The organism is Latilactobacillus curvatus JCM 1096 = DSM 20019, from assembly GCF_004101845.1.
Taxonomy (GTDB): domain Bacteria; phylum Bacillota; class Bacilli; order Lactobacillales; family Lactobacillaceae; genus Latilactobacillus; species Latilactobacillus curvatus.
The window spans coordinates 1573988-1600447 of record NZ_CP026116.1; the positions used below are offsets into that span (position 1 = coordinate 1573988).

At 41.4% G+C, this 26460-nt stretch carries 20 protein-coding genes; 15 read left to right on the top strand and 5 right to left on the bottom strand.

The window, feature by feature from the left end; genetic code table 11:
• Positions 1–39: 39 nt before the first annotated feature.
• The 3 genes from LCU_RS08210 (at position 40) to LCU_RS08220 (ending at position 4777) form a co-directional block, all read left to right on the top strand.
• Positions 40–2292: a glycoside hydrolase family 65 protein gene (locus LCU_RS08210; protein ID WP_065825129.1), complete on the top strand. Its 2253-nt coding sequence runs from the start codon at positions 40–42 to the stop codon at positions 2290–2292.
• 9 nt (positions 2293–2301) lie between these two features.
• The gene (gene pgmB / locus LCU_RS08215; RefSeq protein WP_004270092.1) at positions 2302–2970 is read left to right on the top strand and encodes a beta-phosphoglucomutase; all 669 of its coding nucleotides are present in this window, start codon (positions 2302–2304) and stop codon (positions 2968–2970) included.
• A gap of 61 nt (positions 2971–3031) precedes the next feature.
• Positions 3032–4777 (top strand): glycoside hydrolase family 13 protein, encoded by a 1746-nt coding sequence (locus LCU_RS08220; protein ID WP_056966925.1) that lies wholly within the window; start codon positions 3032–3034, stop codon positions 4775–4777.
• 53 nt (positions 4778–4830) lie between these two features.
• Here the strand turns inward: LCU_RS08220 and LCU_RS08225 are convergent, their stop codons facing one another.
• The gene (locus LCU_RS08225) at positions 4831–6267 is read right to left on the bottom strand and encodes an APC family permease (RefSeq protein ID WP_056966923.1); all 1437 of its coding nucleotides are present in this window, start codon (positions 6265–6267) and stop codon (positions 4831–4833) included.
• A gap of 222 nt (positions 6268–6489) precedes the next feature.
• Here LCU_RS08225 and LCU_RS08230 point away from each other — a divergent pair, with 222 nt between their 5' ends.
• Positions 6490–7248, top strand: a complete 759-nt coding sequence (locus tag LCU_RS08230) for an ABC transporter ATP-binding protein (protein WP_128486138.1) — start codon at positions 6490–6492, stop codon at positions 7246–7248.
• Positions 7249–7262: 14 nt separating this feature from the next.
• Positions 7263–9080, top strand: a complete 1818-nt coding sequence (locus LCU_RS08235) for an FtsX-like permease family protein (RefSeq protein WP_004266014.1) — start codon at positions 7263–7265, stop codon at positions 9078–9080.
• A gap of 365 nt (positions 9081–9445) precedes the next feature.
• Here LCU_RS08235 and LCU_RS08240 read toward each other — a convergent pair whose 3' ends face one another.
• Positions 9446–10105, bottom strand: coding sequence for a histidine phosphatase family protein (locus tag LCU_RS08240; RefSeq protein WP_004266073.1), 660 nt, complete (start codon positions 10103–10105; stop codon positions 9446–9448).
• Positions 10106–10417: 312 nt separating this feature from the next.
• On the opposite strand from LCU_RS08240, the gene LCU_RS08245 reads away from it, so the two are divergent.
• Both LCU_RS08245 and LCU_RS08250 read left to right on the top strand, forming a co-directional pair.
• Positions 10418–10882: a MarR family winged helix-turn-helix transcriptional regulator gene (locus tag LCU_RS08245; RefSeq protein WP_004266069.1), complete on the top strand. Its 465-nt coding sequence runs from the start codon at positions 10418–10420 to the stop codon at positions 10880–10882.
• Positions 10883–10969: 87 nt separating this feature from the next.
• A protein-coding gene (locus LCU_RS08250; RefSeq protein ID WP_128486107.1) for an IS3 family transposase occupies positions 10970–12342 on the top strand; the annotation gives its coding sequence in 2 pieces (ribosomal slippage) (positions 10970–11423 and positions 11423–12342; 1374 coding nt in all).
• A 46-nt stretch (positions 12343–12388) separates the two neighbouring features.
• On the opposite strand, the gene LCU_RS08255 is transcribed toward LCU_RS08250, so the two are convergent.
• Positions 12389–13291: a proline-specific peptidase family protein gene (locus LCU_RS08255; RefSeq protein WP_004271194.1), complete on the bottom strand. Its 903-nt coding sequence runs from the start codon at positions 13289–13291 to the stop codon at positions 12389–12391.
• Between the two features lie 73 nt (positions 13292–13364).
• Positions 13365–15203, bottom strand: a complete 1839-nt coding sequence (locus tag LCU_RS08260) for a monovalent cation:proton antiporter family protein (RefSeq protein WP_054644704.1) — start codon at positions 15201–15203, stop codon at positions 13365–13367.
• A 183-nt stretch (positions 15204–15386) separates the two neighbouring features.
• Here LCU_RS08260 and LCU_RS09985 point away from each other — a divergent pair, with 183 nt between their 5' ends.
• The 4 genes from LCU_RS09985 (at position 15387) to helD (ending at position 18947) form a co-directional block, all read left to right on the top strand.
• Positions 15387–15524: a hypothetical protein gene (locus LCU_RS09985; protein WP_004271191.1), complete on the top strand. Its 138-nt coding sequence runs from the start codon at positions 15387–15389 to the stop codon at positions 15522–15524.
• A gap of 80 nt (positions 15525–15604) precedes the next feature.
• Positions 15605–16012 (top strand): fluoride efflux transporter FluC, encoded by a 408-nt coding sequence (locus LCU_RS08265; RefSeq protein WP_004271189.1) that lies wholly within the window; start codon positions 15605–15607, stop codon positions 16010–16012.
• On the top strand, positions 16009–16362 hold the full coding sequence (locus LCU_RS08270; RefSeq protein WP_004271193.1) for a fluoride efflux transporter FluC: 354 nt from the start codon (positions 16009–16011) through the stop codon (positions 16360–16362). The genes LCU_RS08265 and LCU_RS08270 overlap by 4 nt, the downstream gene beginning before the upstream one ends.
• Positions 16363–16655: 293 nt before the next feature.
• Positions 16656–18947 carry an RNA polymerase recycling motor HelD gene (helD, locus tag LCU_RS08275; RefSeq protein ID WP_004271190.1) on the top strand — a complete coding sequence of 764 codons (2292 nt, stop codon included), beginning with the start codon at positions 16656–16658 and terminating at the stop codon, positions 18945–18947.
• A 92-nt stretch (positions 18948–19039) separates the two neighbouring features.
• Here helD and LCU_RS08280 read toward each other — a convergent pair whose 3' ends face one another.
• Complete coding sequence (locus LCU_RS08280; RefSeq protein WP_003592463.1) at positions 19040–19969, bottom strand: IS30-like element ISLpl1 family transposase; 930 nt, start codon at positions 19967–19969, stop codon at positions 19040–19042.
• 190 nt (positions 19970–20159) lie between these two features.
• On the opposite strand from LCU_RS08280, the gene LCU_RS08290 reads away from it, so the two are divergent.
• The 4 genes from LCU_RS08290 to LCU_RS08305 all read left to right on the top strand — a co-directional run bounded on the left by LCU_RS08290 (position 20160) and on the right by LCU_RS08305 (position 26189).
• Positions 20160–21806, top strand: a complete 1647-nt coding sequence (locus LCU_RS08290) for a glycosyltransferase family protein (RefSeq protein WP_081038342.1) — start codon at positions 20160–20162, stop codon at positions 21804–21806.
• A gap of 230 nt (positions 21807–22036) precedes the next feature.
• Positions 22037–22966: a type I pantothenate kinase gene (gene coaA, locus LCU_RS08295; RefSeq protein WP_056966909.1), complete on the top strand. Its 930-nt coding sequence runs from the start codon at positions 22037–22039 to the stop codon at positions 22964–22966.
• 176 nt (positions 22967–23142) lie between these two features.
• Positions 23143–24681: a glutamine-hydrolyzing GMP synthase gene (guaA, locus tag LCU_RS08300; RefSeq protein WP_174795744.1), complete on the top strand. Its 1539-nt coding sequence runs from the start codon at positions 23143–23145 to the stop codon at positions 24679–24681.
• Between the two features lie 140 nt (positions 24682–24821).
• Complete coding sequence (locus LCU_RS08305) at positions 24822–26189, top strand: hypothetical protein (RefSeq protein ID WP_056966907.1); 1368 nt, start codon at positions 24822–24824, stop codon at positions 26187–26189.
• Positions 26190–26460: the final 271 nt, after the last annotated feature.

Here is a 26460-nt window from a genome sequence, read left to right on the forward strand (position 1 = left end):
AGGCGGAATAATTTTGGCTGACGTATCGGAGGGAACGAAATGGAGAGAATTTTTGAAGTCGATCCGTGGCAGATTGTCACGCATCAACTAGATCGTAAACATAAACGGCTACAAGAGAGTATGACGAGTATCGGTAATGGTTACATGGGGATGCGCGGCGTATTCGAAGAGGATTATTCAGGAGACAGCCTGCCTGGCATTTATCTCGGTGGTGTCTGGTATCCGGATAAAACCGTCGTTGGCTGGTGGAAAAATGGTTATCCTGACTATTTTGGGAAAGTGATCAATGCCATCAATTTCATCAAAACGAATCTTAAAATTGATGGTCAAGCGGTGGATTTAGGCAAAGATGAAGTGACCGCATTTAAATTGGCACTCGACATGCATAATGGGGTGTTAACCCGCCAATTCATCGTTACTAAAAATAATAAACAAGTGCAAGTTACGATAGAGCGGTTTGTTAGTATCGTTCAAAAGGAATTATGCGCATTGCGCTACACTGTTGAAAACTTGGCGAGCGAAGCAGTTGAGATTGAGATTAGTTCTATGATTGATGCTGATGTTCAAAATGAGGATGCGAATTACGGTGAGCAATTCTGGCAAGTGATTGAGCAGTCAGACGCTGCGGATGACACTTATTTGGTCGGAAAAACAATGCCCAACGATTTCGGGGTACCACGGTTTAGTGTGGGGGTTCAAATTGATCATCAAACGACAATGATGGCAGATACTGGGCTTCAAGAAGCCCACCAAGTTGGGCAACGTTTTAAACAGCAATTGGCCCCTAAAACGCAATTGAATTTTGAAAAACGAGCGGTAGTGGTGACTTCTCGAGATTATTCAGAGTTGGACTTGGTACCAAATATGCAACGTATCAAGCAGGTCGTTGCGCAACAAAGTTACCAGCAATTATTAGCGGCACAGACGAATCAATGGGCGAAACGGTGGCAGATGGCGGACGTGGTGATTGTCGGTGATGATAGTGCCCAACAGGGGATTCGCTTTAATTTATTTCAACTTTTTTCAACCTTTTATGGTGAAGATGAGCGTCTAAATATCGGTCCTAAAGGATTCACTGGCGAAAAATACGGTGGTGCAACTTACTGGGACACGGAAGGTTTTGCAATGCCGCTTTATCTCTCATTGGCTGATCCGAAAGTGTCGTTGAATCTATTGAAGTATCGGCATAATCAATTGTCGGGTGCAGAACACAATGCCCGGCAACAGGGGTTAAAAGGCGCGCTCTATCCAATGGTGACCTTTAATGGGATTGAGAACCATAATGAATGGGAAATTACATTTGAAGAAATCCATCGCAATGGCACAATCGCCTATGCAATTTATAACTACACACGTTACACCGGCGATGAGACTTATTTGCTCAATGAAGGTATCGAAGTGTTAACTGAGATTGCACGCTTTTGGGCAGACCGTGTCCATTTCTCACAACGTGCGCAGCGGTATATGATCCACGGTGTGACAGGGCCTAATGAATATGAAAACAATATTAACAATAACTGGTATACGAATTTATTGGCGCAATGGACGCTTAGTTATACGATTGAAACGCTCAAAAAAGTAAGCGATACCAAAAAAGCGGATCTGAGACTTTCAGATGAAGAACTCTCACAATGGCAAGCGATTATTGAAAAAATGTACCTGCCACAAGATGAACAACTCGGGATCTTTCTTCAACAAGATGGCTTTTTAGATAAAGATATCCAGCCTGTCAGTGCAATCCCAGCAGATCAACGGCCCATCAACCAACATTGGTCATGGGATAAGATTTTGCGTTCGCCGTACATTAAACAAGCCGATGTTCTACAAGGCATTTGGTATTTTATGGATCGTTTTTCAGCTGCTGAAAAGAAGCGTAATTTTGATTTCTATGAAACGTTGACGGTTCATGAATCAAGTTTATCAGCGGCGGTCCATGCGATTCTAGCGGCTGATCTGCATTACGAAGATAAAGCGGTGGAAATGTACGCGCGGACGGCACGCCTGGATCTCGATAATTACAATAATGATACCGATGACGGATTGCACATTACGTCGATGACGGGGAGTTGGTTAGCGATTGTGCAAGGTTTTGCAGGCATGCGAATTAGCGATGAAGGACAATTATCATTCAAACCATTTCTACCCAAAAAATGGACGGCTTATGAATTCCATATTAACTTCCGCGGCCGGTTGTTGAAAATTAGCGTGACGGCCGACCGAACTGATATCAAACTACTCAAGGGCGATCGTTTGGCAATTCAAGTCAATGATGCGTCGATGATGTTGGAATAGGAGGTTATTATGGACGGTGTCTTATTCGATTTAGATGGGGTTATTACGGATACAGCCCGATTTCATTTTGCGGCGTGGCGTCAATTGGCGCAACAAGCGTTTGGCGTCAGCTTACCAGATAGCTTTGAAGCTGAGTTAAAAGGGATTAGTCGGGAAGCATCCTTGCAACGAATTGTGGCCTTTGCCCAACTTGATGGCCAGTATACGGTGGCACAACTCGCAGCACTGGCGACTCAAAAAAATGAAAATTACGTGGCTGCTATCAAGCAATTAACGGCTGCCGATATTTTACCGGGTATTCAACCGTTGTTAGTAGCATTAAAAGCGCGCGGGGTGCCAATGGTCATTGCTTCTGCTAGCAAAAATGCGCCACTCATTCTTGATCGATTAGCTTTATCAGCATATTTTACAGCGATTGTTAATCCGAATGACGTGCACCAAGGTAAACCAGCCCCGGATATCTTCATCGCAGCTGCTCAGAAGATTGCTGTTAATCCGCGAAAATGCGTTGGATTAGAAGATTCAGTAGCTGGTGTGGCCGCCATTAATGCTGCAGGCGCTGTTTCGGTTGCGATTGGTCATGCGAGCGAATTATCAGCAGCGGCGGTTGTTGTCCCTACAACGGCGGCGTTAACGGCTGATTTGTTAGAACAAGCCTTTGAACAGTATCAACACTAATTAATCAGTGCAACCGAGCCTTCGGGTGTGTGTTGGACTGGTTTTTTTAAGGAGGAGACAAATGGATTTAGCAGCGATTTATCATCGACCAGATAGTGAGTTTGCTTTCTTATATCAGCCAGATAGGCTACGGGTACGATTGCGGACGGCAAGTAATGACGTTGAAGCAGTGTACCTAGTGTATGGGGATCCTTATATATTAGTCGATGGCAGTTGGCAACCGAAAACGATTCGGATGCAGCAAGGCTTAATAACGGATCTCGCTTGTTTTTGGACGATTGAACTGACCATTGATCGCCGCCGATTAGCCTATGCTTTTCAAGTGATTGGTGTGGACGGGACCAGCACTTTTTATGGTGATCAGGGGCCTGGTCCAATCTTACCTAAAACAGATGCTTGTTTTCGGATGCCCTATTTCCAAGAAATTGATCGGGCTAAGGTACCAGAGTGGGTCAAACAAACGGTTTGGTATCAGGTTTTTCCTGAACGATTTGCAAATGGTGATCCGACAAATGATCCAGATGGAACATTACCGTGGACAAATGAGGCACCACAGGCTCAAGATTTCTATGGCGGTGATTTACAAGGGGTTATTGACCATTTAGATCATTTGGTGGCGTTAGGGATTAATGGATTGTATCTCAATCCAATTTTCATGGCGCCTTCAAATCATAAATATGATACGCGTGATTATCGGATGGTTGATCCACATTTTGGCAATGACGAGACGCTACGGCAGCTGATTACTGCTTGTCATCAAAGAGGGATTAAGGTCATGCTAGATGCTGTCTTCAACCATCTCGGCGATCAATCACCACAATGGCAAGATGTGATTCAAAATGGCGCGGCTTCAAGGTATGCTGATTGGTTCCATATTCGGGATTTTCCAGTGCGTTATCAGCCAGGTCGGAATTTCGAAGATGCTACAGACATTACATATGATGTCTTTGCCACGACGCCACACATGCCAAAATTAAATACGGCTAATCCAGAGGTGCAAGCTTATTTGTTATCGATAGCGCGGTATTGGATTGAAGCATTTGATATTGATGCTTGGCGGTTAGATGTCGCCAATGAAGTTGATCATCACTTTTGGAAAAAGTTCCGACAGGTGTGTGATGCTGCTAAACCTGATTTCTATATTCTTGGTGAAATTTGGCATTCAGCGCAGAGTTGGCTCAGCGGTGACGAGTTTAGTGCAGTCATGAATTACGCCTACACTGATGCGATTTTGGATTATTTTATTCATAAAAAAATTCCGCTCCACCAAATGGTTTCGAAGCTGAATCGACAGTTAATGCTGTACCGGGATCAAATTAATCAGGTGCAGTTTAATATCCTAGATTCGCACGATACGCCGCGGTTGCTAACGATGGCCAACGACAATCGACGCTTGATGCGTCAAACGATGGCTTTTATGTATCTACAGCCGGGTGTGCCATGCCTCTATTATGGAGATGAGTATGGCATGACGGGAGTGGACGATCCTGCTAATCGTAAATGCATGGTGTGGGATCCCGTGGACCAAGATCAAGCCATGTATCAGTTCGTTAAGCAGCTAATTGGGCTTCGCCATGGTAAGCAAAAACTATTGTCGGAAGGACAGCTTGAGTGGTTAATTGAGCCGACTCATCCCGACGTCTTAAAAATGACTCGGCGATTAGGTGAGCAACAATTGACGGCTGTTTTTAATGCAGGTCAAACAGCCGTTAGTGTTGCATCAATGAGGACACCAATTCTGTCTGAAGGGGTTCAGCAGCAAACAGCAGCGACCATCATTGAACCAGATGGCTTTATGATTTATTAACATTTCCCAGGCAATAAAAAAAGATTCGCCCATATGGGGCGAATCTTTTTTAGTTAGGCTGCTCGTTTTCTTTGGAATTTTGCAACCAGTGGTAAAATCACGCCGAGGCCCATTAAGGCGACTGAGACGACGATGTTTAAGATTAATTCGTGTGTATATTTGGCTGTGCCAGGTGTGGCATCTTGTGGGAAGATACTGAAGATCGTTCCTAATGCTGTAATGGCTAAACACCAGAAGCCAACGATGATGGCCCATGGTTTGTTTTTAATGTATGTGTATTCTGATGGGAATTTTTCACTATTGAAACGGACCCGTAAGAAGGCGACAAAGATGAAACAAGTTACAAATGGTGAGACGATACCGTTAATATTTAACAACCAATTGAAGATGTCGTTAATCTCGGGCAGAAAGGCACTAGATGCTAAAACAAAGGTACAAATCCCAGTGGTCAACCAGTAACCGTTGATTGGAAGGCCTTGTTTATTGGTCTTAGTCAGTGCTTTTGGTAAGAATTGTTTGGCAGTGTCGGATAAGAAAATCCGTGTGCCGCCATCGAGTAGCATCGCTAATTGAGCGCCCATGTAAATCGCTTGGGTAACAGCGAAGATGTAGAGTAAGACTTTACCCATGTGGAATTGTTGCCCAAGGGCTAAGAAGGCGTAGTATGAACCGTTCATCTTCAAGTCAGCTGGTAAGTGGTTGGCATCGAAGAAGACGCCGATTGCTAATGAGCCGAAGATGGTTAGGAAGGCGGTCATTAGAGCGAGGGCCATCATGGCTTTTGGAAAATCTTTTTTACCATCTTTCATTTGGCCAACGTATGGTGCAACAAGTTCGGCACCGTTCATGGCGAAAATTAAGAGGCCGATGGTTGAGAAGTAATGTAAATCAAATTTTGGAATGAAGGTGTGTGCGTTTAATGGATGGGTGGCAACGTGACCACCGTTCAATAAACCAACAAAGGTCATTAGGACAAAGAGGATGGTCATGACAAACATCGCCCCCCCACCAACGATACTGAGTACCTGTAGAGACGATGTAAACTTGTGTTGGAAGAAGATGAAGAGGATGGTAATTGCGGCTGTTAAAAGCGCAAAGGAAGCCCGTGAGAGCTTGTCTTCAAGATTTCCGTTCCCAGTAATAATCCAAAAGAAGGAAACGACCATTGAATTAGCAACATCGACCAAGTATGGCAAACTCGCTACCCAGTAACACCAAGCGGTTAAGTAACCCCAAACATCACCGCTTGTATGGCGCATCCAACTGGAAAGACCGCCACCGTCTTTACTGAAAGCAGAGCCTAAGTGACCAACCATTAATTCATAAGGGAGGACATAGGCGAATAGTAAGACAATCCATGAGAAGACAACTGCCATCCCTTGGTTTTGAAAGTTATAAATAATATCGTCAAATCCAATGACGGTCACAAAATCCATTAAAGCAAGGACTTGCCAGGTAATATATTTCTTTTTTGGTTCTATTTCATCCATCGTAAAGAAACCCCTTTTCTGAAAATTCACAATGTTTTTATTATAATCAAATCAGAAAGGGAAGACAAAACTTTTTTGACTGTTTCACATTGATTTTTAAAGAACGGGGGAATAATCTTACAAAATTGTTATTTTAGCCCGTTAAAATGTCATCTAAAAAGCGCGCATGCCGTTTTAATCTCTTGTAAGATAGAATTATCATAAAATCTGGAGGCATTATTAATGGACACACCAACAGTCGTTAGCGTCAAAGACGTTAAAAAAACATACGGTAAACCAAACGAAAAACAATACACAGCCTTAAAAGGCGTTACTTTTGATGTGAAACAGGGCGAATTTGTCGGGATCATGGGGGCTTCTGGTTCAGGGAAAACCACCTTATTGAACATTTTATCAACCCTTGACAAACCGACTGCTGGCCAAGTTGAAATTAACGGGCAAGCAATTAATGGGTTGAAAGGGAATGAATTAGCTGATTTTCGTGCCAAGGAAATTGGGTTCATGTTCCAAGACTTCAACTTATTAGAAAACTTAACGGCCTATGAAAATATGGCATTACCATTGACGTTACAAAATGTTGGCGGTAAAAAAGTCCGCGAGTTAGTCACATCAATTGCCAAGACGTTATCAATCGATAGTTTATTAAACAAATATCCAACTGAATTATCAGGTGGTCAAAAACAACGGGTCGCCGCTGCGCGGGCTTTAGTCCATAATCCAGCTATTTTATTCGGAGACGAACCAACGGGTGCGCTTGATTCAAAGAGTGCCAAGGAATTATTGGATACAATGGCTCAGCTGAACGAAGAACAACGCGTTTCAATCTTATTGGTAACGCATGATCCATTTTCAGCTAGTTATTGTCAACGAATCTTGTTTATTAAAGATGGTCAAATCGGCCAAGAACTCGTTCACGGCGATAAGAGTCGGGAAGCCTTTTATCAAGAAATTTTAGATACATTAGGCACATTTAACCATTAGGAGGAAGTCTAAATATGTTATTGAAGTTATCATTAACCGGCATTAAAGGCCGTTTGAAAGACTATTTAGTGCTTTTTTCCGGTCTAATTATGGCAAGTGCCATTTTTTACATGTTCGAAGCACTGGCAACTAACAAAAGTTTCGTTACGAGTAACTCGCCAATTAGCATGGCGGGCATTATTTTCCAAATCGGGTCTGTTTTATTAGGGATTATCACATTAGTCTACATTATTTATGCGAATAATTTCTTAATGAGCATGCGGCGTCGAGATTACGGGATGTTCATGATGCTCGGCGCAAAAGGCCGCAAAATTGCCCAACTAATTGCTGCTGAAACATTAGTGATTGGGACAGCTGCTACTCTCAGTGGAACGGCGCTCGGGGTCGGATTAACCCAAATTGTTAGCAATCTGTTATTGTCTCAAATGGATATTCAGATTAAGCATTTTTCACCATTTTACTTACCTGCAGTGTTAGTAACTTTGATTTTCTTCATTATCTTGTTCATTATTGCAGCGGTAGTTAATCAATTCCAACTTTTGAAAACACCAGTTTTACAACTCTTACACGATGATCAACAACCAAATCGCGTTTCACAAAATAAATTAAGCCGTATTGTACAAATTGTCTTGGGCTTACTTTTCTTAGCTGTTGGTTACTATATGATGATTAAAGTCGCAACGTTCCAAATTATGGGCTTAGTTGTGGCATTAGTGACAATTGTGCTCGGGACGTACTTCTTGTTTAATGCCCTTTTCGGCTGGTTGATTACGTTGCTCAAACGTAACAGCAAGATTCGTAATCGTGGTTTAAATAATTTTACGTTAGCGCAATTGAGCTTCCGCATTAAGGATTACACCAAGATGCTCGCATTGGTGGCGATGTTATTTGCATTGGCACTAGGCGCAATTACAGTTGGGATTGGCTATCAAAGTGAAATTCCAGAAATGGCAGAAACAATGGCGCCTTACGACGTTGTTTTAAATCAACCGAACCAAGAAGCATTGCGCCTCACAAAAGATTTAAAGGGTGTGAAGGCGACTGCTAATTACGATGTTAAAGAAGATGCGAAAACTGTCTACTATCGGACAGCACAACTTGAAAAGTCACCAATCATGGCCATTCAGTTTGGTAATGGGAATGGTGTCGCCCGCGCAAAAGGGGTTAAACCGGTGAAACTCAGTGAGATTCAAAACGGCGATTCTTCATCCTTGCGCGCAATTCAAGTGCCAAGTCAATCTAGTAAGGACGTTAAAGTCGTCTCTGACGCTGAATTTAATCAAGTGGCAGGCGCAACCACGCAAGTTAAAACATATCGGGTCAAAGACTTTGCGGTTAATTTACCCGTTATCAAAAAAATTCACGCACAACAAGTGATTGCAAATCCTGAATTGGCTAAAGGTCAAGGGGCTACAATGGATAGTAGCAAGTATGCTAACTATAAGCTAGCGAACAGCATGTTCAGTGGGCTCGAATTTATGGGCTTCTTCCTCGGGATTGCATTCTTAGCGATGTTAGCAAGTTGCTTGATGTTCAAGATTTTATCTGGGGCAGCTAGTGATGTTAAACGCTACACAATGTTGGCTAAAATCGGGACGCGTCGCAATCTATTGCAACAATCCATTGCCAAAGAAATTGGGGTCTTATTCCTCTTACCAGGTATCGTCGGCGTCATCCATGTCCTCTTTGGTCTTCAATTGTTCAAATTGATTATGATTGATCCATATAATGATCTCTGGATTCCATTTTCAATTTTCATTATTCTCTACGCAATCTACTACTTGCTCACTACATGGCTCTACAAAGGAATTGTGTTGAAGGAAGTTAAATAGTAGATGGTTGAAACAGTTTAAAACATAGGAATCAGTCTAAAAAAGCCCCCTTTAATCTGAACTTCGAGATTAAAGGGGGCTCTTTTTAGATGAGGTCGAAGTTGTTTCTCTAGACGCTACTTGTTACACTGATGTCATTAAGAGGCGTATACCACGCTGGATTAGTTTTTAACTTGCTTAGCTACAATTGTGGTGAGCATTTTACCTACAAAAAAAGCCAAAGAAGACTGCCGAAACTGTCATTTGAAGCGCGTATTATTATTGAACGGCATGAATTATTGCCCACAAAAAAAGCTGAACAGTCAGAATAATATTGCCCAGCTCTATATTCAATGAATATTCATACATCAATTATCGTTTTGATACTATTGAAGGGTTAATTGATTGTAACTTTCAACAGTAACGCCTTCGTCTGTTAAAATAACTTTAGTAATACTACCGTTCATTGGACTAACGGTAACATCGAATTGGTCGTTACCAAACTTGCCAACAATACTGCGAATGGTTGTGCCATGACTGACCATCAAGACTTTATCACCGTCAGAACATTCAGCACGAAGTTGTTTGAAACCTTTACCGACGCGGGCCCAATATTCAGCGGCATCTTCAGCATCGTGGAAGGGATCAGCTTCTTTCATGAAATCTTTAGAGGCATCGAGTGAGTATTTGGTGATGATTTCTTGGAAGGTTTTGGCATCATGACTGGCACCTGCCATGTACCACGCTTTGGGTGAATCTTCACCTTCAAAATAGCCGTAGAATTCTTCGCGGAAGTGCGGTGTGATAGCATATGGAGTATCAAGGTAGAAATTCTTATGGAGAATAATTTTAGCGGTGTCCATTGCGCGACTGCGGTCACTAGAATAAGCTTGAGCAAAATTAACTTTCGCTAATTCTTTGCCAGCGCGTTCGGCATCTGCAATCCCTTTCGGAGTAAGTGGTGAGTCTGACCAACCTTGCATCCGGTTATAACGGTTAAAGAATGTTTGACCGTGACGCACTAAATAAAGTGTGATTCGTTTCATATCGTAACCCTCCAACAATAGCTTTTAGTACCTTCATTCTAGCATAGATAAAAATGGTGTGCAGGGTCATTCCATATTTTTTGCAAAACGGTTATATACATTTATAATTTTTAATGGTAATAATAACAATTGATTTATAATCAATTGCAATTATCATTAAGAGAGAATAAATTTTAAAAGATACTAATAAATAACTTTATCAATATTTATTAATATTTTAAGCATAAATCTTTTAATTTTATACATTTTGTGTTATTTTTGACTAGTAACACTTAATAACCACGTTTAGTGTTTATGTAAAGGAGTGGTTCGATGCAACCAGAAACGGATAGTAACCTTGTTGATCGATTCAACGAATGGTATCTGCAAATTGGCCAAATTTACAATAAGATAAATCATTTAACTGTCACGCACGACTTGACATACGATCAATTTTTGATTCTCAGAGAGGTCAAATTAAACCCCAATATTGAAGTGGCGAAATTATCGGAATCCTTTGATCTTTCAGGCCCAGCAATTTCACGTAAAATTAATGTTTTATTCAGAAAACACTTAATTGTTAAAAATCGCAGTGATGAAATGGACCAACGTAAAGTATTCATTTCATTGAATGAGCAAGGATTACGAATGGTTGATCAATTGGAAGTCGATTTCTACTTATTCTTTAAACATTTTAAAGATGACGGCAATGCAGACCTTTCTCAATTATTCGCACAAACAAACCACTTATTCGATACACTGGATAAATGGGAACCTAATTCAGATATTATTGATTAGGTCAAAAAAAGCCGCGCACAAATTTAAATTTGTGCGTGAAGTGAACCCCCGATATTGGACCAAAATCCAATATCGGGGGGTTTTATATTGACCAAATATTCTAAAACATTAAAAATAAAAGTTGTTCAGGATTATCTAACGTCATCCTTAGGTTATGAATTAATAGCGAGAAAATATGGTATTAAGAGTAACTCACTAGTTGTCTCGTGGGTTCAACGTTATAAGGCCTTTGGCCCAAAAGGACTAGATGTCCTATCACCCGAAAAAACATTTGATGGCTCATTTAAGATGAATGTTTTAAAATGGATGAAAACGAATAAGGCTTCTTATCCGAAAACCGCACTTCATTTTAATATCTCAAATGTCGGGACCATCTGGCAATGGCAACATATTTGGGAGACTGAGGGCGCTGATGCCTTATATCGTTCCAAAGGACGGCAAACAATTATGTCAGCTGATAAACAATCAAAAAAACGGCAACAAACAGAGTTAGAACGTCTTAGAGAAGAAAATGAATTGCTACAAATCGAGAATGAATACCTAAAAAAATTAAGAGCCTTAGTCCAGGAAGAAGAAAACAACAAGCGCAAGTTATCCAAGAGCTAAGGCTTAAACACAAACTAGTAAAAATTCTAAAAATAGTTGGTATGGCCAAAAGTACGTATGAATACATTATTAGTCATGAACCGAACGGTTCATCTGACCAATCTGTTAAACAAACCATCCAAATAATCAAGAAGAATCATCCAGCGTACGGTTATCGTCGTGTAACTGGTGAATTACATCGTATGAATATCTTAGTAAATCATAAAAAAGTACTTGTCTTAATGCGAGAACTGCAATTACTATCAACTGCATTTAACAAACGTACTCGTAAATATAATTCATATAGAGGCAATGTTGGCACCGTTGCTAAGAACTTGATCAACCGTCGTTTCTTCACTGATCGTCCTTATCAAAAACTAGTAACAGACGTTACTGAAGTTCGCTGGGGAACCAAGACAATTGATGAACGCGCCTATTTCACATGTATTTATGATTTATTCTCAGGTGAAATTCTCAGCCATCAAGTTAGTAAACACCCTACTGTTGAATTTACTACAACTGTTTTGAATCGAGCAGTTAAGAAAATCCCTAAGAATTTAAAATACCGGACAACAGTTCACTCAGATCAAGGATTTCAATACCAGCATCAAGATTGGACTCATATCTTGAAAGAACATCGCATTTTTCAAAGTATGTCTCGCAAAGCAACATGTTTAGATAATGCAGCAATGGAGAGCTTTTTCCATATTATGAAAGCCGAAGCTTTCTACCAAAAAGAAACCGATACTTATGAAACACTAGTTTCACAAATATCGGTTTGGATTGATGAGTATAATTTTTCAAGAATTAAAACAAAACTGGGTTGTAAAAGTCCGATTGAATATCGAATTTTTACAACCCAGAAAGCTGCTTAAAGTTTCGTCCAATATTTGGGGTTCACTTCAGCGCGGCTTTTTTTATTTAATCGTTAAAGTTGCCATTTTCTACGTCTTTGATGAAAGTCTTCAAGTGATCGAAGTAAACGGGTGCGTTATCAATCATGTGATGGTGACCACCATTTGGCGTTGTCACTAAGCGAGCATGGGGAATCTTTTCAGCCATGATCTTAGCGGTTGCGATTGGCATGGTTTCGTGTTCACCAAATGTGATTAACGTTGGGACAGTAATCTTGTGGAGTTGGTCACGGAAATGCCAATCCTTTAATTTCCCAGTCACAACGAATTCATTATCACCTTGGAAGACGCCATAAACGTCGGTTGCCATTGTTGGGATTAAATGTGAGATTGCAAGTGGTTGTTTGCGATCAACGTAACCAGCGTTTAACTTGTCAACAAGTGCTTGGTATTCATCGTTGTCGTAATCATTCTTAGCTTCACAGTCTTGCATGAATTTCAATTGTTCAGGGGTCATGATGTCTTCACGAATTTTGTTGATGTTTGTGACATATTCGTCAATTTCATCGACCATACTCGAGATGATGGCACCTTTTAAGTGTTGGCCATATTTAGCAGCGTACATTTGGACCAATGCGCCACCCCATGATTGGCCGATTAAGTAGAAGTTGTCGATGCCCAGTTTTTGACGGACTTCTTCAACTTCATCTAAGAAGTAATCATATGTTAATAATTGGTCATTGCCTGGTTGTGAGTAATCAGGTTGATCAGAATAAAATGAACCAAGTTGGTCGTACATGTGTACTTGTACACCAAGATCAGCTAATTCCTTACCGAAGTTTTCCCAGTATTCGTGATTACCACCAGGGCCACCGTGTAAGCAGAGTAAATGAATGTCGCCTGTTCCTTGCGTATTAGTCCATAAATGGTAACCATTATCCAATGTGAGGATTGTTGTTCCTTGTTTCATATCTGCACCATCCTTTAATTATGATAGTTTCATTATAAACCTATTAGAGAGAATGTGCGAGGGTCAACATGATTTAGTTGAGCGTTTCTAATTGGCGTCGAATGGCAGGAACAGCCTGTTTATTCCCCGTTAGAATGAGGTGATCATTGAGATGGATTTGCGTGTCACCATGCGGCATGATCAGTTGCTTATCGCGGTAAATTCGACTAATTGTGACTTGGTCCACAAATGGGAGATTAGAAAGTTGAATCCCGGTGAAGCGCCGATTTTTAACCGTGACTTCGAAGAGCCCGGCATCGGTGTTATCAATGATTTGTAAGGTAGATGGAGTCTCGATTAAACTTCGCAACAGACTGATATTTGCTTCGTAAGTGTTAAAAATTTCAACGCCATGTTCTTTAAGTTCATCGTATTGATCGTCCGAGATATTCTTAAATTCAAAGCGGGCGATGATCCGCGGTACTTTGGCCTGAATCGCTTGTTGGGCAAGTTGATAATTTTGCTCATTATTTAAATAGCCTAAGACCAGGATATCTGTATCGAAGACGGCCGCGTCAGTTAAGGTGGCTGGTGCCAAGTCAGGCAAGAGTTCGAGGTTGGCTTGGCTATGGTAGATTTGATAATTTTGTTCGTTATTGGTAAATAATTCGCTTGTGTACAGACCTTTGGATAACTGTTGGGCGATTGGAATTGTCATGATGTTGGCGCCGATGAAGTTAACACGTTTGCGTGGCATCTCTTCAGGCGTTGGTAAGTAGAATCGATTGAACAGAATCGGACCAAGAATACAGCTAATCACCGCTGCAATTGTGAAAGCGCCGGATTGCTGTGTCGTGATAACCTTCAAGTTGAGACCGACCGTCAAAATGGGTAAGACCAACGTGATGGTCGTCGAACTGAGGAAAGTCCCGGCGAGGGCGTTGGTGACTTTGAAGCGCCGTTTTAAGACGAAGTAAATCAAAACTTTGGCACCCATGAAACTGATGAAGAAAAAGGGAATCAGGGTCAGTGATTTAGGATCACGTAAGAGCGCGGGGATGTTGAGTTTTGCACCGGTCATAATGAAGAAGATGGGAATGAAAAAGCCGTAGCCGGTTGATGTTAATTTATCTTGCGTCTCTTCACGGGGGCGTAAAAGTTTCATGACCATGCCGGCTAAGAAAGCGCCCAAAATACTTTCGGCACCGACTTCTTCGGCAATCGATACAAGTGTGATGATTAAGAAAAAGGCTAAACGAATATCGAGTTGAGTCGTTGACTTATCAATCCGCTCAAAGAAGTGATAAACAGTTTTAAAACGCATCAATAAGAAGATCGCGGCTAAGAAAATTAGTGATAGTAACCACAGACTCTTAGAACCAGGATTATTGAGGGCGGCATAAATTGTTAACGAAATCAGCGGGACGATTTCCCCGAGGACGGCAATTAACAGAATTGTTTGGCCAAGCGGCTGGCTGAGGAGTTCTTTTTCTTTCAACGCGGCGATGACGACCCCTAACGCGATGGTTGAAAAGAGAATTGTTGCGAGTCCAATATCGGTGAACAACCCACTCCATGCCAATAAACTGGCGAGTCCTAGCGAACTTAATAGGATCAGCGTAAAACTACCGACTGCCAGTTGTAAGGGCGTCAGCGGTGTTTTAACGCCAGATTTAGCTGTGGTGGGTTGCTTTTTAAAGAGTTCAAAGTCGATTTCCATCCCGCTTAAGAAAATTAAGACGGTCACACCCAATGATGAAAGTTCCGTCAGTGTGGGGGTGGTTGAGATGAGGTGGAAGCCACTTTGTCCGAGTAAAATCCCGACCAAAATTTCCGCAACGGCGGTTGGTAAATAAGAAATCTTAAATTTTGCCATGAGTAACGGCGTCATTAAAGCCGCCAATAGAACGATTACGAGCGCTAAGCTTGTCATAAAAAAGATCCTTTCAATGCTCAATAAAGTTGTGTAGAGCATACACTAACCTACTAAAGCATGTCAAAGCCGAATAGCTTCCGAGCAACAGCACGGGTTCGTAAATAGGCGGTGTAGCCGACTGTTTGCGGGCCACAGCTGTGCACAGGAAGTTGGCTTTGATAGCTAGATGGGTACTAAAGCATGTCAAAGCCGAATAGCTTCCGAGCAACAGCACGGGTTCGTAAAATTGGCTTTTTATATATTGGCGCTAATATTATCGATTTTGTTGATAATTCGTTAGTGATTAAATTATTATTAAAAAGTTGGCATTATCGCTAGTTAATATCTACAACTAATTTACAATTGGTAATAACTTCTGTAAAATAGATGCTACGATATTAAAAAGGGGGCGATCTAAAATGAAGATAAAAGAAAGTCTCGCGGTTGGAATTTTTGCCTTTTTTGGCGGGATTTTACGCTATGCAATTGGGCTCGGATTGCACCAAGCAGCAGGGTTTCCGTATGGCACTTTGTGTGTGAATTTAATCGGGGCGTTTTGTCTTCCTTTTTTAATGCGTTACATCGTGGTTCGTTATCAGATCAGCGATACGCTGGCACTTGCAATGGGCACGGGCTTTTTCGGCGCCTTCACGACTTTTTCTAGTTTTAGCGTGGATGCATTGAAGTTATTGGTGGCCAATCAATGGTGGCCATTTAGCCTGTATATCGGGATTAGTTTGATTGGCGGTGTCTGCTTAAGTTTAGTGGCAGATTACTGGGCAGTTTGGCTGCTCGATCGGCAAGGAAAGTCGCAGGTGCTAAAATGATGACGTTATTAATTGTCGGATTGGGCGCGGCAATCGGCGCTATTTTGCGGTATCAATTAACCCGTCTTGGAACGCAGATTGCCAGCGAATATCCATTAATCACCTTTTTAATTAATTTAACGGGGAGCTTTTGCTTAGGCTGGGTGACCGGGGCACAATTGGATCAAACGTGGACGCTCTTTTTGGGCGTCGGGGTCTTGGGTGGCTACACGACTTTCTCAACGTTCAATAGCGAATTGAGTCAGCTGTGGTTCCGCCGCCGTTACCATATTTTCTTTGGTTATCTGCTATTAACCTACGGGTTAGGGCTGGTGGTTGCAGCGGCCGGCTTTTTTGTGGGAAGATCGTGAAACGTGCTTTAGCAAATAACTTTTTCCGCTTAGCTACATCAGGAAAACAATCGACTACATCGCTTATTTCCCTGATTAGGCTAATCCTCGAAAGTTAAACCGTTTCAAACGCACTCTAAACGTGCTCCGATAGGCATATTTCTACGCTTAACCAAATTTACCGAACCGACGATTGCATCGCCAATTCGGTAAATCCAGTTAATGCTCAAAATATAAGCGCCTATCGTCGCACTCTTGTGAATTTAGTGTTAAACTTGTAGAACTGTTTATTTAGAAATCGGGGGACATCTGCTTTGACTGACGAACAAAAATCATTAGAACAACGCCGTTTAACCGAGATTGTCGGTTTAATTAAAAACGCCGAAAAGCACTTCGAAGGCGCCGTTGAACGGGCTAAATCAGAAGAAAAAGAAATTAACGCAAACTTCTTTAATGATGTACGGTTGAATTTCAATAATGATTCAGCAATGACTGAAACGGCAGTCTCAATCGAACAACAACGGCAAATGTTGCAAGAACGGAATAATTCTTGGCAACAATCTTCCCGGCAACTTGAGACTTTACAAAAAATGGAAAAAACCCCTTATTTCGCGCGGATTGATTTTAAAGAAAAGGGTGAACCAAAGTCTGAGTCCATTTATATTGGGCTAGGGTCATTCACCGATCGCGAAGATCATTTCTTGATTTATGACTGGCGGGCACCTATTTCATCAATTTACTATGAAGGGAAGACTGGTGAAGTTACGTACCAAACGCCTGACGGCCCGCAAGACGTCAATATTTCTTTGAAACGTCAATTCTTAATTGAAGATGGCCAAATTAAGGCGTTATTTGATACGCAAGAAACAATTGGTGACCAAATGTTACTGGAAGTATTGGGCGAAAAGTCTGATACACAAATGAAGAGTATCGTGACGACCATTCAACGGGAACAAAATCAAATCATCCGGAACACTGACGCGGACTTATTGTTCGTGCAAGGGGCCGCTGGTTCTGGGAAAACATCCGCGATTTTACAACGGATTGCCTTCCTACTTTACCGGTATCGGGGTAACCTGGATTCCAGTCAAGTGATCATGTTCTCGCCGAACCAATTGTTCAACGATTATATCGCTGACGTGTTGCCTGAACTTGGCGAACAAAACATGATTCAAATGACTTACTATCAATATGTTGCACGGCGTTTGCCGAACCTTGCTGTTCAGAGTTTATTTGACCAATTCGAAACACCAATCACGGAAACTGATGCGCGGATTAGCCGTTTGAAAGAAAGCCTAGTCTTCTATAAAGCAGTTAAACGTTACGCAGCGCATCTTGAAAAAGGTGATATGCGCTTCCGTGACTTGAAAGTGAACGGGAAGGTCTTGATTAGTAAGGAAAAAATCAGCGACGTCTATTACCGTTTCAACGAAAACTATCACTTAGGAAACCGGCTAGACGCGACGAAGGAAAGTTTATTGCGCAGTTTGAGCCATAAAGTCGACCACGAAACCAAGGCGGACTGGGTGACAGAACGCGCTGAAAACTTGAGTGATGAAGAACTCCGCGAAATTATGGCGGGCAAAGACTTTAAGACTGGTGAAGCGGAAAGTAAATATATCGCTAAACAAATCGTTTTGAAGGCTTTCAAACCCGTTCAAAAAGGAATTCAACGCAATCGCTTCTTGAGTATTCAAGCACAATACGTCCACTTCATGCGGGTTGTGCCGCAATTGGTTGATTTGGCTGAATTTGACCTGACACCAGAAATCTGGAATGATCATGTGACTGATTTTGTCGCTAATTTAAAGGCCAAACAAATGACGTTATCAGATGTGACACCTTACTTGCATCTTTATGATTTAATGACCGGTAAGCACGGCGAACGCGACATGCGCTTTGTCTTTATCGATGAAATCCAAGATTACACACCATACGAATTGGCCTTCTTGAAGATGCACTTCCCTAAGGCGCGCTTCACGTTACTCGGTGATTTGAACCAAGCGATTTTCACCAAAGAAAACAGCACGAACCTATTACAACAAGTGCAACAACTCTTTAATGCGCAAAATACGAAGGTCGTTCAATTGACGCGTTCATATCGGTCAACTGAACAAGTCACTGACTTTACCAAAGGGCTCTTAAAGGGCGGTCAAAAAATTGAAGCTTTCAACCGTGAAGGCGACAAGCCAAACTTGATTGTGCGTCAAAGCGAAGATCAATTGGTCGCTGATGTGAATGCGCAACTCGCTAAAAATGAAGCAGATAAGTTAACGACGGCGATTATCACCAAGACATTGGTGCAAGCCCAAGAACTAACAGCTAAGTTGAAAGCCAGTGGCACAAAAGTCACTTTAATTCGTTCCGAAAATCAACGTTTGGCAGCGGGTACGTTAGTCGTTCCAAGTTTCTTAGCCAAAGGATTGGAATTCGATGCGATTATCGGCTGGCAAGTCAGTGCAACCAACTACAATCATGAAGATCAACGGCAATTGCTCTACACGATCTGTTCGAGAGCGATGCATCGCCTCACTTTATTAGCAACAGGTGGCATGTCACCATTGATTGATAATGTGGATGCAGATGATTACACGTTAATTAAATAGAAAAAACGCGCGCTGAAAGGCGGGCGTTTTTTGATTGGATGAAAAGTGTAATCGCGAGAAAATGGGCAATGAATATTTGGTAGATTGCAAATTTAATCCGAATTTTTGGACAAATTTGTCAGCATAACCTGATACGGTGTTTGCCAGTCGAGTATTTTAAGCGGTCGCTGGTTAATTTGGAGTAACGTCGTCGTTAAATCTTGAGCACTAATGTGCTCAAAACGAGTCCCTTTAGGATAAAAATAACGTAAATTCCGATTAAAGCGTTCATTACTACCACGTTCAGCTGGCGTATAAGCATGGCAGTAATAGGTCTTAATACCATATTGTGATTCAAGTGATACTAGCCCACTAAACTCAGTGCCACGGTCCACAGTAAAGCTGTGCACCGGACCATTAAAAGTGGTTAGGAACTTAGTTAGTGCTTCATTAACAGTCGCTGTCGTCCGATCTTTTAACCGGTATGCCCAAAGGAACCGTGATTTGCGATCGATTAAAGTTAATAAAACTGCCTTACTATGCCCACGAGGACCAACGACTGTATCTAGTTCAAAATCGCCGATGCGCTTACGTTGATTAATCATCATGGGACGCTGTTCAATTGATCGCCCCAAAGATTGATTATATTTGGATCGTTGGTCAACGTTACGCCGTTGGCGTACGCCATGTTCAGGTAGATCATTCAAGGAGAAACCAATTCTCCCCTGATTTAGCCAATTATAAATAGATTTAGTAGCTAGTTTAAATTCGTGAGCAATCATTCCTGGTGACCAGCTTAGACGTAAATGGTTGAGAATTTTTTGCTTTAACTCATCGCTCAGCTTAGTTTTCCGACCACATCGTGATCGCTTGTATTCGGCATCTGTTTGTGCTAATTCAGCCTGATAAGGTTGACATCGAGATAATTCATAAGAAATTGTTGACGGTGATCGGTTCAGCCGAACGCCCATTTGGATATTGGACAGCCCTAGTTCACAAAAGGTTTCGATTTTAATTCGTTCGGAATAGGTTATACTAGACAAAAGATCAGCTCCTAAAAGATGGGTTTGTGGTAAACACCATTTTAAAGGAAGCTGATCTTTTTTGTCCGAACAGCGTTCGGATTAATTTTACAATCTACCATTTATACTTACTTATAATTCGATCGTCCCCCTTAGACTGATGCTGGAATGGCAATTATCGATACTAAAGTATTTTTATGAGGAGTGTATGATGCAAAGATTAAAGTATTTTTACAAGCGACATGCCTTAACAGTAACCCTATTATTTTTTGGACTATTAAGTATTGCGATGGTTGCAATCGTCTATTTACAGCCCAATAAAATCCTGTCTGGTTCTGACTATCACCGCATTGAGAATTTGGCACTTTCGATTAAACAGGGAGAGTGGTTTCCGAGAATCAGTTACTTTTTCATCGGCGGAAGGGGCTATGCGGCAGGTCTTTTTTACCCAGATGCTTTTCTCTACTTACCAGCTATTCTGAGAGTAGTAGGACTATCAATCAAAGAGAGTTTTATTGTATTTGCAATTGCGATTAATTTTAGTACGTTTTTAATCACATATATTTCAGGAAAATTAGCGGATTTTAATAAGAAGCAAGCATTAATATTCTCTTTGATGTACGGTCTTAGTATTTATCGTTTTGCAGATTTAGTTAATCGGCAAGCCATTGGTGAAGTGATCGCGCTCACCTTTTTCCCATTAATGATTGTGATGCTAACGCGGTTAAAAAAAGGTGAGCACCGGTATTGGTATCTGTTATCAATAGGGATGGCAGCTATTGGTTATAGTCATATGATTTCTGTTGAAATAATGGGCATTGTCATCATTATTTATACCTTATTAAATCTCAAGAGATTCTACCAAAATAAAAGTTTAAAGTATCTCATTGCTGCTGGCTTATTAGCAATCGGTTTATTAGGGCGTTATTTCTTAGCGGTTGGAGAACAAATGGCAACCACGATTTTTCAAGTAACCGCACAACCCCTGGCATTTTTATCTGACCGCACATTACCCTTTAAAGACATTGTTGTTAATTCATTAACGAATGCTGTTTTTCATGCGAATACAGTGAATGTCGGTATCACGATTCTACTCGGATTAGGCATCGCGTGTGGTCTATTTTACTATTCCAAAAACGACCGTGATTTAATTGGGATTGCGTTGGGGCTATTCATAGCTACGACGTCGATTATGCCGTGGCATTTGTTGGATCATACAATTATCAATACGATTCAGTTCCCGTGGCGTTTTTTTGCCATTATTACGGCAATTGTGAGTTACTTAGTTGCTAAGGATGAATGTCATTTATTAAAGAATAAGTACTACTTTTATCTGCTAATTCTGTTGTTGGGCGCAGGAAATGTCATCTACTCTACGAATAGTATTCAAAACCAAAGTTGGCGCTTTAGAACGAATGCTGCCTATAACACGCCCAACCCTTATTACATTGGGGCCGGACATGAGTATTTACCTGCTCAAACCGACTACCAGAAAATTTTGCGACATAAAAAACAGGTCATTAAGTATCAGCCGCATAAAATAAAAATTACAAATGTACGGCATACATGGGGCCGTTATCAGTTTGATTTCAGGACACTGACGGATCAAAAAGCAGTTGTTGAAGTTCCCTTTATTTATTACAAAGGGTACGTTGCCGAACTCAACCATCATCAGCGATTACCAATGCAGATGAATAAACGAACTGGGTTAACACAAGTTGCGTTGAAGGGAACTGGTAGAATCACCGTTTATTATCGAACAACTACGATTCAGAGAATAGGGACGGTGATCAGTTTGCTTAGTTTTGGGATGCTGATCATAATCATTTATAAAGAAAAAAGGCGAGCTACTAAATAGCGCTTATTCACGGTACTAGACTAATCCTCGAAATATAATCGCAAGATGACGCACTCTGTTTTGAAACGTGCTTTCATCTTGCATATTCCTGTGGTTAGTTACGCACCGCAAACAATCGCCTTAAGGCGCTTATTCACGGTACTAGACTAATTCCTCGGAATATAATCGCAAGATGACGCACTCTGTTTTTAATGTTAAAATGGATGCGTTTAGTATTGGAGGATTGTCGGATGAAGAACGAGATGAAATATTATGAAATCTCGCGTGATGAGTGGCGGGTTTTTCATGGCCGCGGTGACGCGTATACTGGCATCACGGACACGGAGCTGGAACAGATTCGGGGATTGAATGATCGGATTTCACTTGCGGATGTGAGTGATATTTATTTGCCATTACGGCATCTGATACAGATGCACTATGAACAGTACCAGATGCGCCAGGCCGAAAAATCTGAATTTCTAGAGATTAAGCCACATAGGACACCATTTGTCATTGGCATCGCTGGGAGCGTCGCGGTTGGTAAGAGTACGACGGCGCGCTTGTTGCAACTCCTTCTCAGCCGGGCCTACCCGGATAAGAAGGTTCAAATGATTACGACTGATGGGTTCTTATATCCGACAGCCACGCTGAAACAAAAAGGGATTCTTGATAAAAAAGGCTTCCCCGAAAGTTATGATATGCCGCATCTAATTCAATTTATGAATGCGGTCAAAAATAATGTTGGACCAGTCAAAGCACCGAAATATTCACATCAGATTTACGACATTGTGCCCGACGAGTTCGACGTGATTGACGATCCAGATATTTTAATTGTTGAAGGAATTAACGTACTACAGTTGCCATCAACTGAGCAGATTTACGTCAGTGACTTCTTCGACTTTTCAATTTATGTCGATGCGCAAGCCGACTTAATCAAGAAGTGGTTCCTTGAGCGTTTCGATCTATTACTCGATTTAGCCAAAGATGATCCGACCAACTACTATTATCCATACGCCATCAGTGACCGACAGAGTGCATTCAAGATGGCGCGGCGGGTATGGCGTGACATTAATTTACAAAATTTAAACGAATATATCTTACCAACGCGTAATCGTGCCGATGTCATTTTGCATAAAACAAAACATCACGTGATTGATAAGGTATTCCTACGTAAATATTAATAATAGAATGAGTTTTTTCACAGGAAGGCCGTCAATCCATTGACGTTTTCATTATTAATCAGTAAAATAGATACATTATAGTTTGATTTAGTGCTATGAATCTAGCAATTTGGTGTTACTTGTTCACACCAAATTGCTTTTTAAAAAGAGGAGTGAGTTGTTTGGCCCAAAAGGACATGCAAGATTTCGATAAGATTATCGTATTAGATTACGGTAGTCAGTATAATCAATTGATTACACGTCGTATCCGTGAATTCGGGATTTTCTCTGAATTGTTGCCTAACACGACAACAGCAGCAGAAATCAAGAAGATCGCCCCTAAAGGAATTATTTTCTCTGGCGGCCCAATGAGTGTTTACGATGATGGTGCCTTTTCAGTTGACCCCGAAATTTTTGAACTAGGGATTCCAATTCTCGGGATTTGTTACGGGATGCAGTTGATCAGTTTTAAAAACGGCGGGAATGTTGAAGCATCAACAGAACGTGAATATGGTAAGGCTGAAATTACAGTGACTGACAAAGACAGTGACTTATTCAAAGGTCTTCCTGAAAAACAAACGGTATGGATGAGTCATGGTGATAAAGTCACAGCGATTCCAGAAGGTTACGTGACAGTTGCTGAAAGTGATAATACACCTTTCACCGCCATCGAAAACCGTGAACGTCGGATTTATGGGATTCAATTCCATACCGAAGTGCGGAATACTGAATTCGGGAACGATATTTTGAAGAACTTTGCATTTGGCGTCTGTGGGGCCCAAGACAACTGGACAATGAACGATTTCATCGACATGCAAATCGAAAAGATTCGCGAACAAGTCGGTGACAAGAAAGTCCTTCTTGGTCTTTCAGGTGGCGTTGATTCATCTGTTGTTGGGGTGTTATTACACCGCGCAATTGGCGACCAATTGGTCAGCATCTTTGTTGATCACGGCTTACTCAGAAAAGGCGAAGTTGAACAAGTGATGGAAAGTCTTGGCGGTAAATTTGGGTTGAACATCATCCAAGTGGACGCTAAAGACCGTTTCATGAGTAAACTCGCTGGCGTTTCTGATCCAGAAAAGAAACGGAAGATTATTGGTAACGAATTTATCCAAGTGTTCGACGAAGAAGCAACTAAGTTAAACGGAATTGATTTCTTAGCGCAAGGGACTTTATACACTGACATTATCGAAAGTGGTACAAGTACTGCGACAACCATCAAATCACATCATAACGTTGGTGGTTTACCAGAAGACATGCAATTTAGCTTAATTGAACCTTTAAATACATTATTTAAAGATGAAGTCCGTGACCTTGGTGAAAAACTAGGCATGCCATATGAACTCGTATGGCGCCAACCATTCCCAGGCCCTGGCCTTGGGATTCGGGTCCTCGGTGAAGTCACTGAAGACAAATTAAAGATTGTCCGTGATAGTGATTTAATTCTCCGTGAAGAATTTGCACTCGCTGGCTTAGATAAAACTGTATGGCAATACTTTACAGTTTTACCAGGCATCCGTAGTGTGGGTGTCATGGGTGATGGCCGGACATACGATTACACAGTTGGGATTCGTGCCGTTAACTCAATCGACGGCATGACAGCTGACTTCTCACGGATTCCATGGGATATCTTGCAAAAGGTTTCTGTGCGAATCGTTAACGAAGTCGATCACGTCAACCGCATCGTGTACGATATTACGAGCAAGCCACCTTCAACAGTGGAATGGGAATAAAATCCTAATCAAAACACCGCAAGTCGTTTCGACGACTTACGGTGTTTTTTTTGTGCAATCAATTTAGGCTTTTAACGGTACTTCTTTGAAATCAGACGCAATATAAGGTACCGTCTAATCAATGAAAGTAGGGATGATTGATGACAAATGGGCAACAATTAGCGACTAGTGAAAAAATTAAACAAGGGATTGTCTTTGCGGTGGCGAAGTTAATTCAAATTCTCCCTTTAATTGGCTTAACCATGATTCATAGCGGGCAGTCGGTGGCGTCTTATATGCCGTATATCTTATTCTATACCGCGTTGAAAACTGGCTTATTATTCGTGAATAGTCTAGGCCACGTGCAGAATTCATTTAAAATAACTAGTATCAGTATGCTGCTAGCTGCTGGCGCCTTATTGCTATTGGCTATTTCGCCATGGCTGTATTTAACGGACATGGCGGCCTTTATCCTGGGCGCTAGTGCCAGTGTGATCATGCCAACCTATGAGGGCGTTTATTATCACGAGCGGGTGGTTTGGAAATGGCACCTTATGGGCACTGAGATTAAAACGTTATTGGCTTTTAGCCTAATAACGGTTGGTCTGTTGACCATCGCTAGTCATTTTTCATATCGGTTCATCTTTATTGTTATCATGCTATTTGTATTGATTGGCTTTATCGGTATGCAACGCTTCGAACCGTTTGTGAAGCAACTTGATGAATCGGTGTTCGTCGAACAAACCAAATCGATTAATAACCTGGAACTATTTGTCTGGGCAACCGCGATGGCGTTTGCGCTGAGATATCTGCGCCTTTTTGAAGCTAAATTTGTCTGGTTATTAATCACAGTCGCTGTCATTGGGTTAGTCGCGCTAATCCTGCGGGTGATCATCACGCGCGGCACTAAAACGAAGATGCCGGGTTGGCTTTTGGTTGCGGCTTTAATTAACGGGGCGTTTGAAACGTTCTTAATGCTCTATATTTTTGTCGCAATTCAAAATCAGAGTTTGATGATAGGCGCCTACGTGACTTACGGTGCAGGGATGATTTTAGCCCAAGTTATTAGAAAGAGCGTGCAAGGGCGCTTTTCGAAGTTATCAGACTTAAAAGTCCAATTACTAGGATTTGTTGCTGGTGCGTGGTTGATGATTACGCCACATCTAATTTTATTAGGCATCTTATTGATTAGTTTCTTTGGCAGTGCCAACAGCATTCTTTTAAATCATCGCGCTTATTACACCGGCGTCACGACGCCGGCCCAAACCTTAATTATTAAATATCGGAATACGTATCTCGGTAGTATCCTAATGCAATTTATCTTGATCACCGGCTTGATGGGCCTAGCCGTAATGCGGCAACAAGACATAACGGCCGTGATTGCCCAAATCAGTGGCAGCGTCGCAATGTCTGACACAACCAGTCAGTTGATTCACTTGGCCGGCCTGATTAGCGTTGGCTTGCTAACGGTAATTGCCGGATTGGCTGGCAGATACTTGCCGGCGGTGGATGAAAATCCGCTGATTTAAAAGTAAAAAAATAACGGTCCCTAAATGGGGCCGTTATTTTTGTGGTTTTTGAGGATTATGTTATTACTTATATGGATCTTTTTTGGGGATGAAAAGTGTAAAATGAGTAGAGAGGTGCCTTCTAGTGGTTCAATAGTTAATTAAACGAATATGAATGATCTAAAAGTATGTCCGGATTCTAAAGGACTGCTTAAAAATCAACATTCTTGGTTATGAGGATTGAGAGATATGTTAAAGAGTAAGTAACTATAAAATTCATTGTAATTATGAA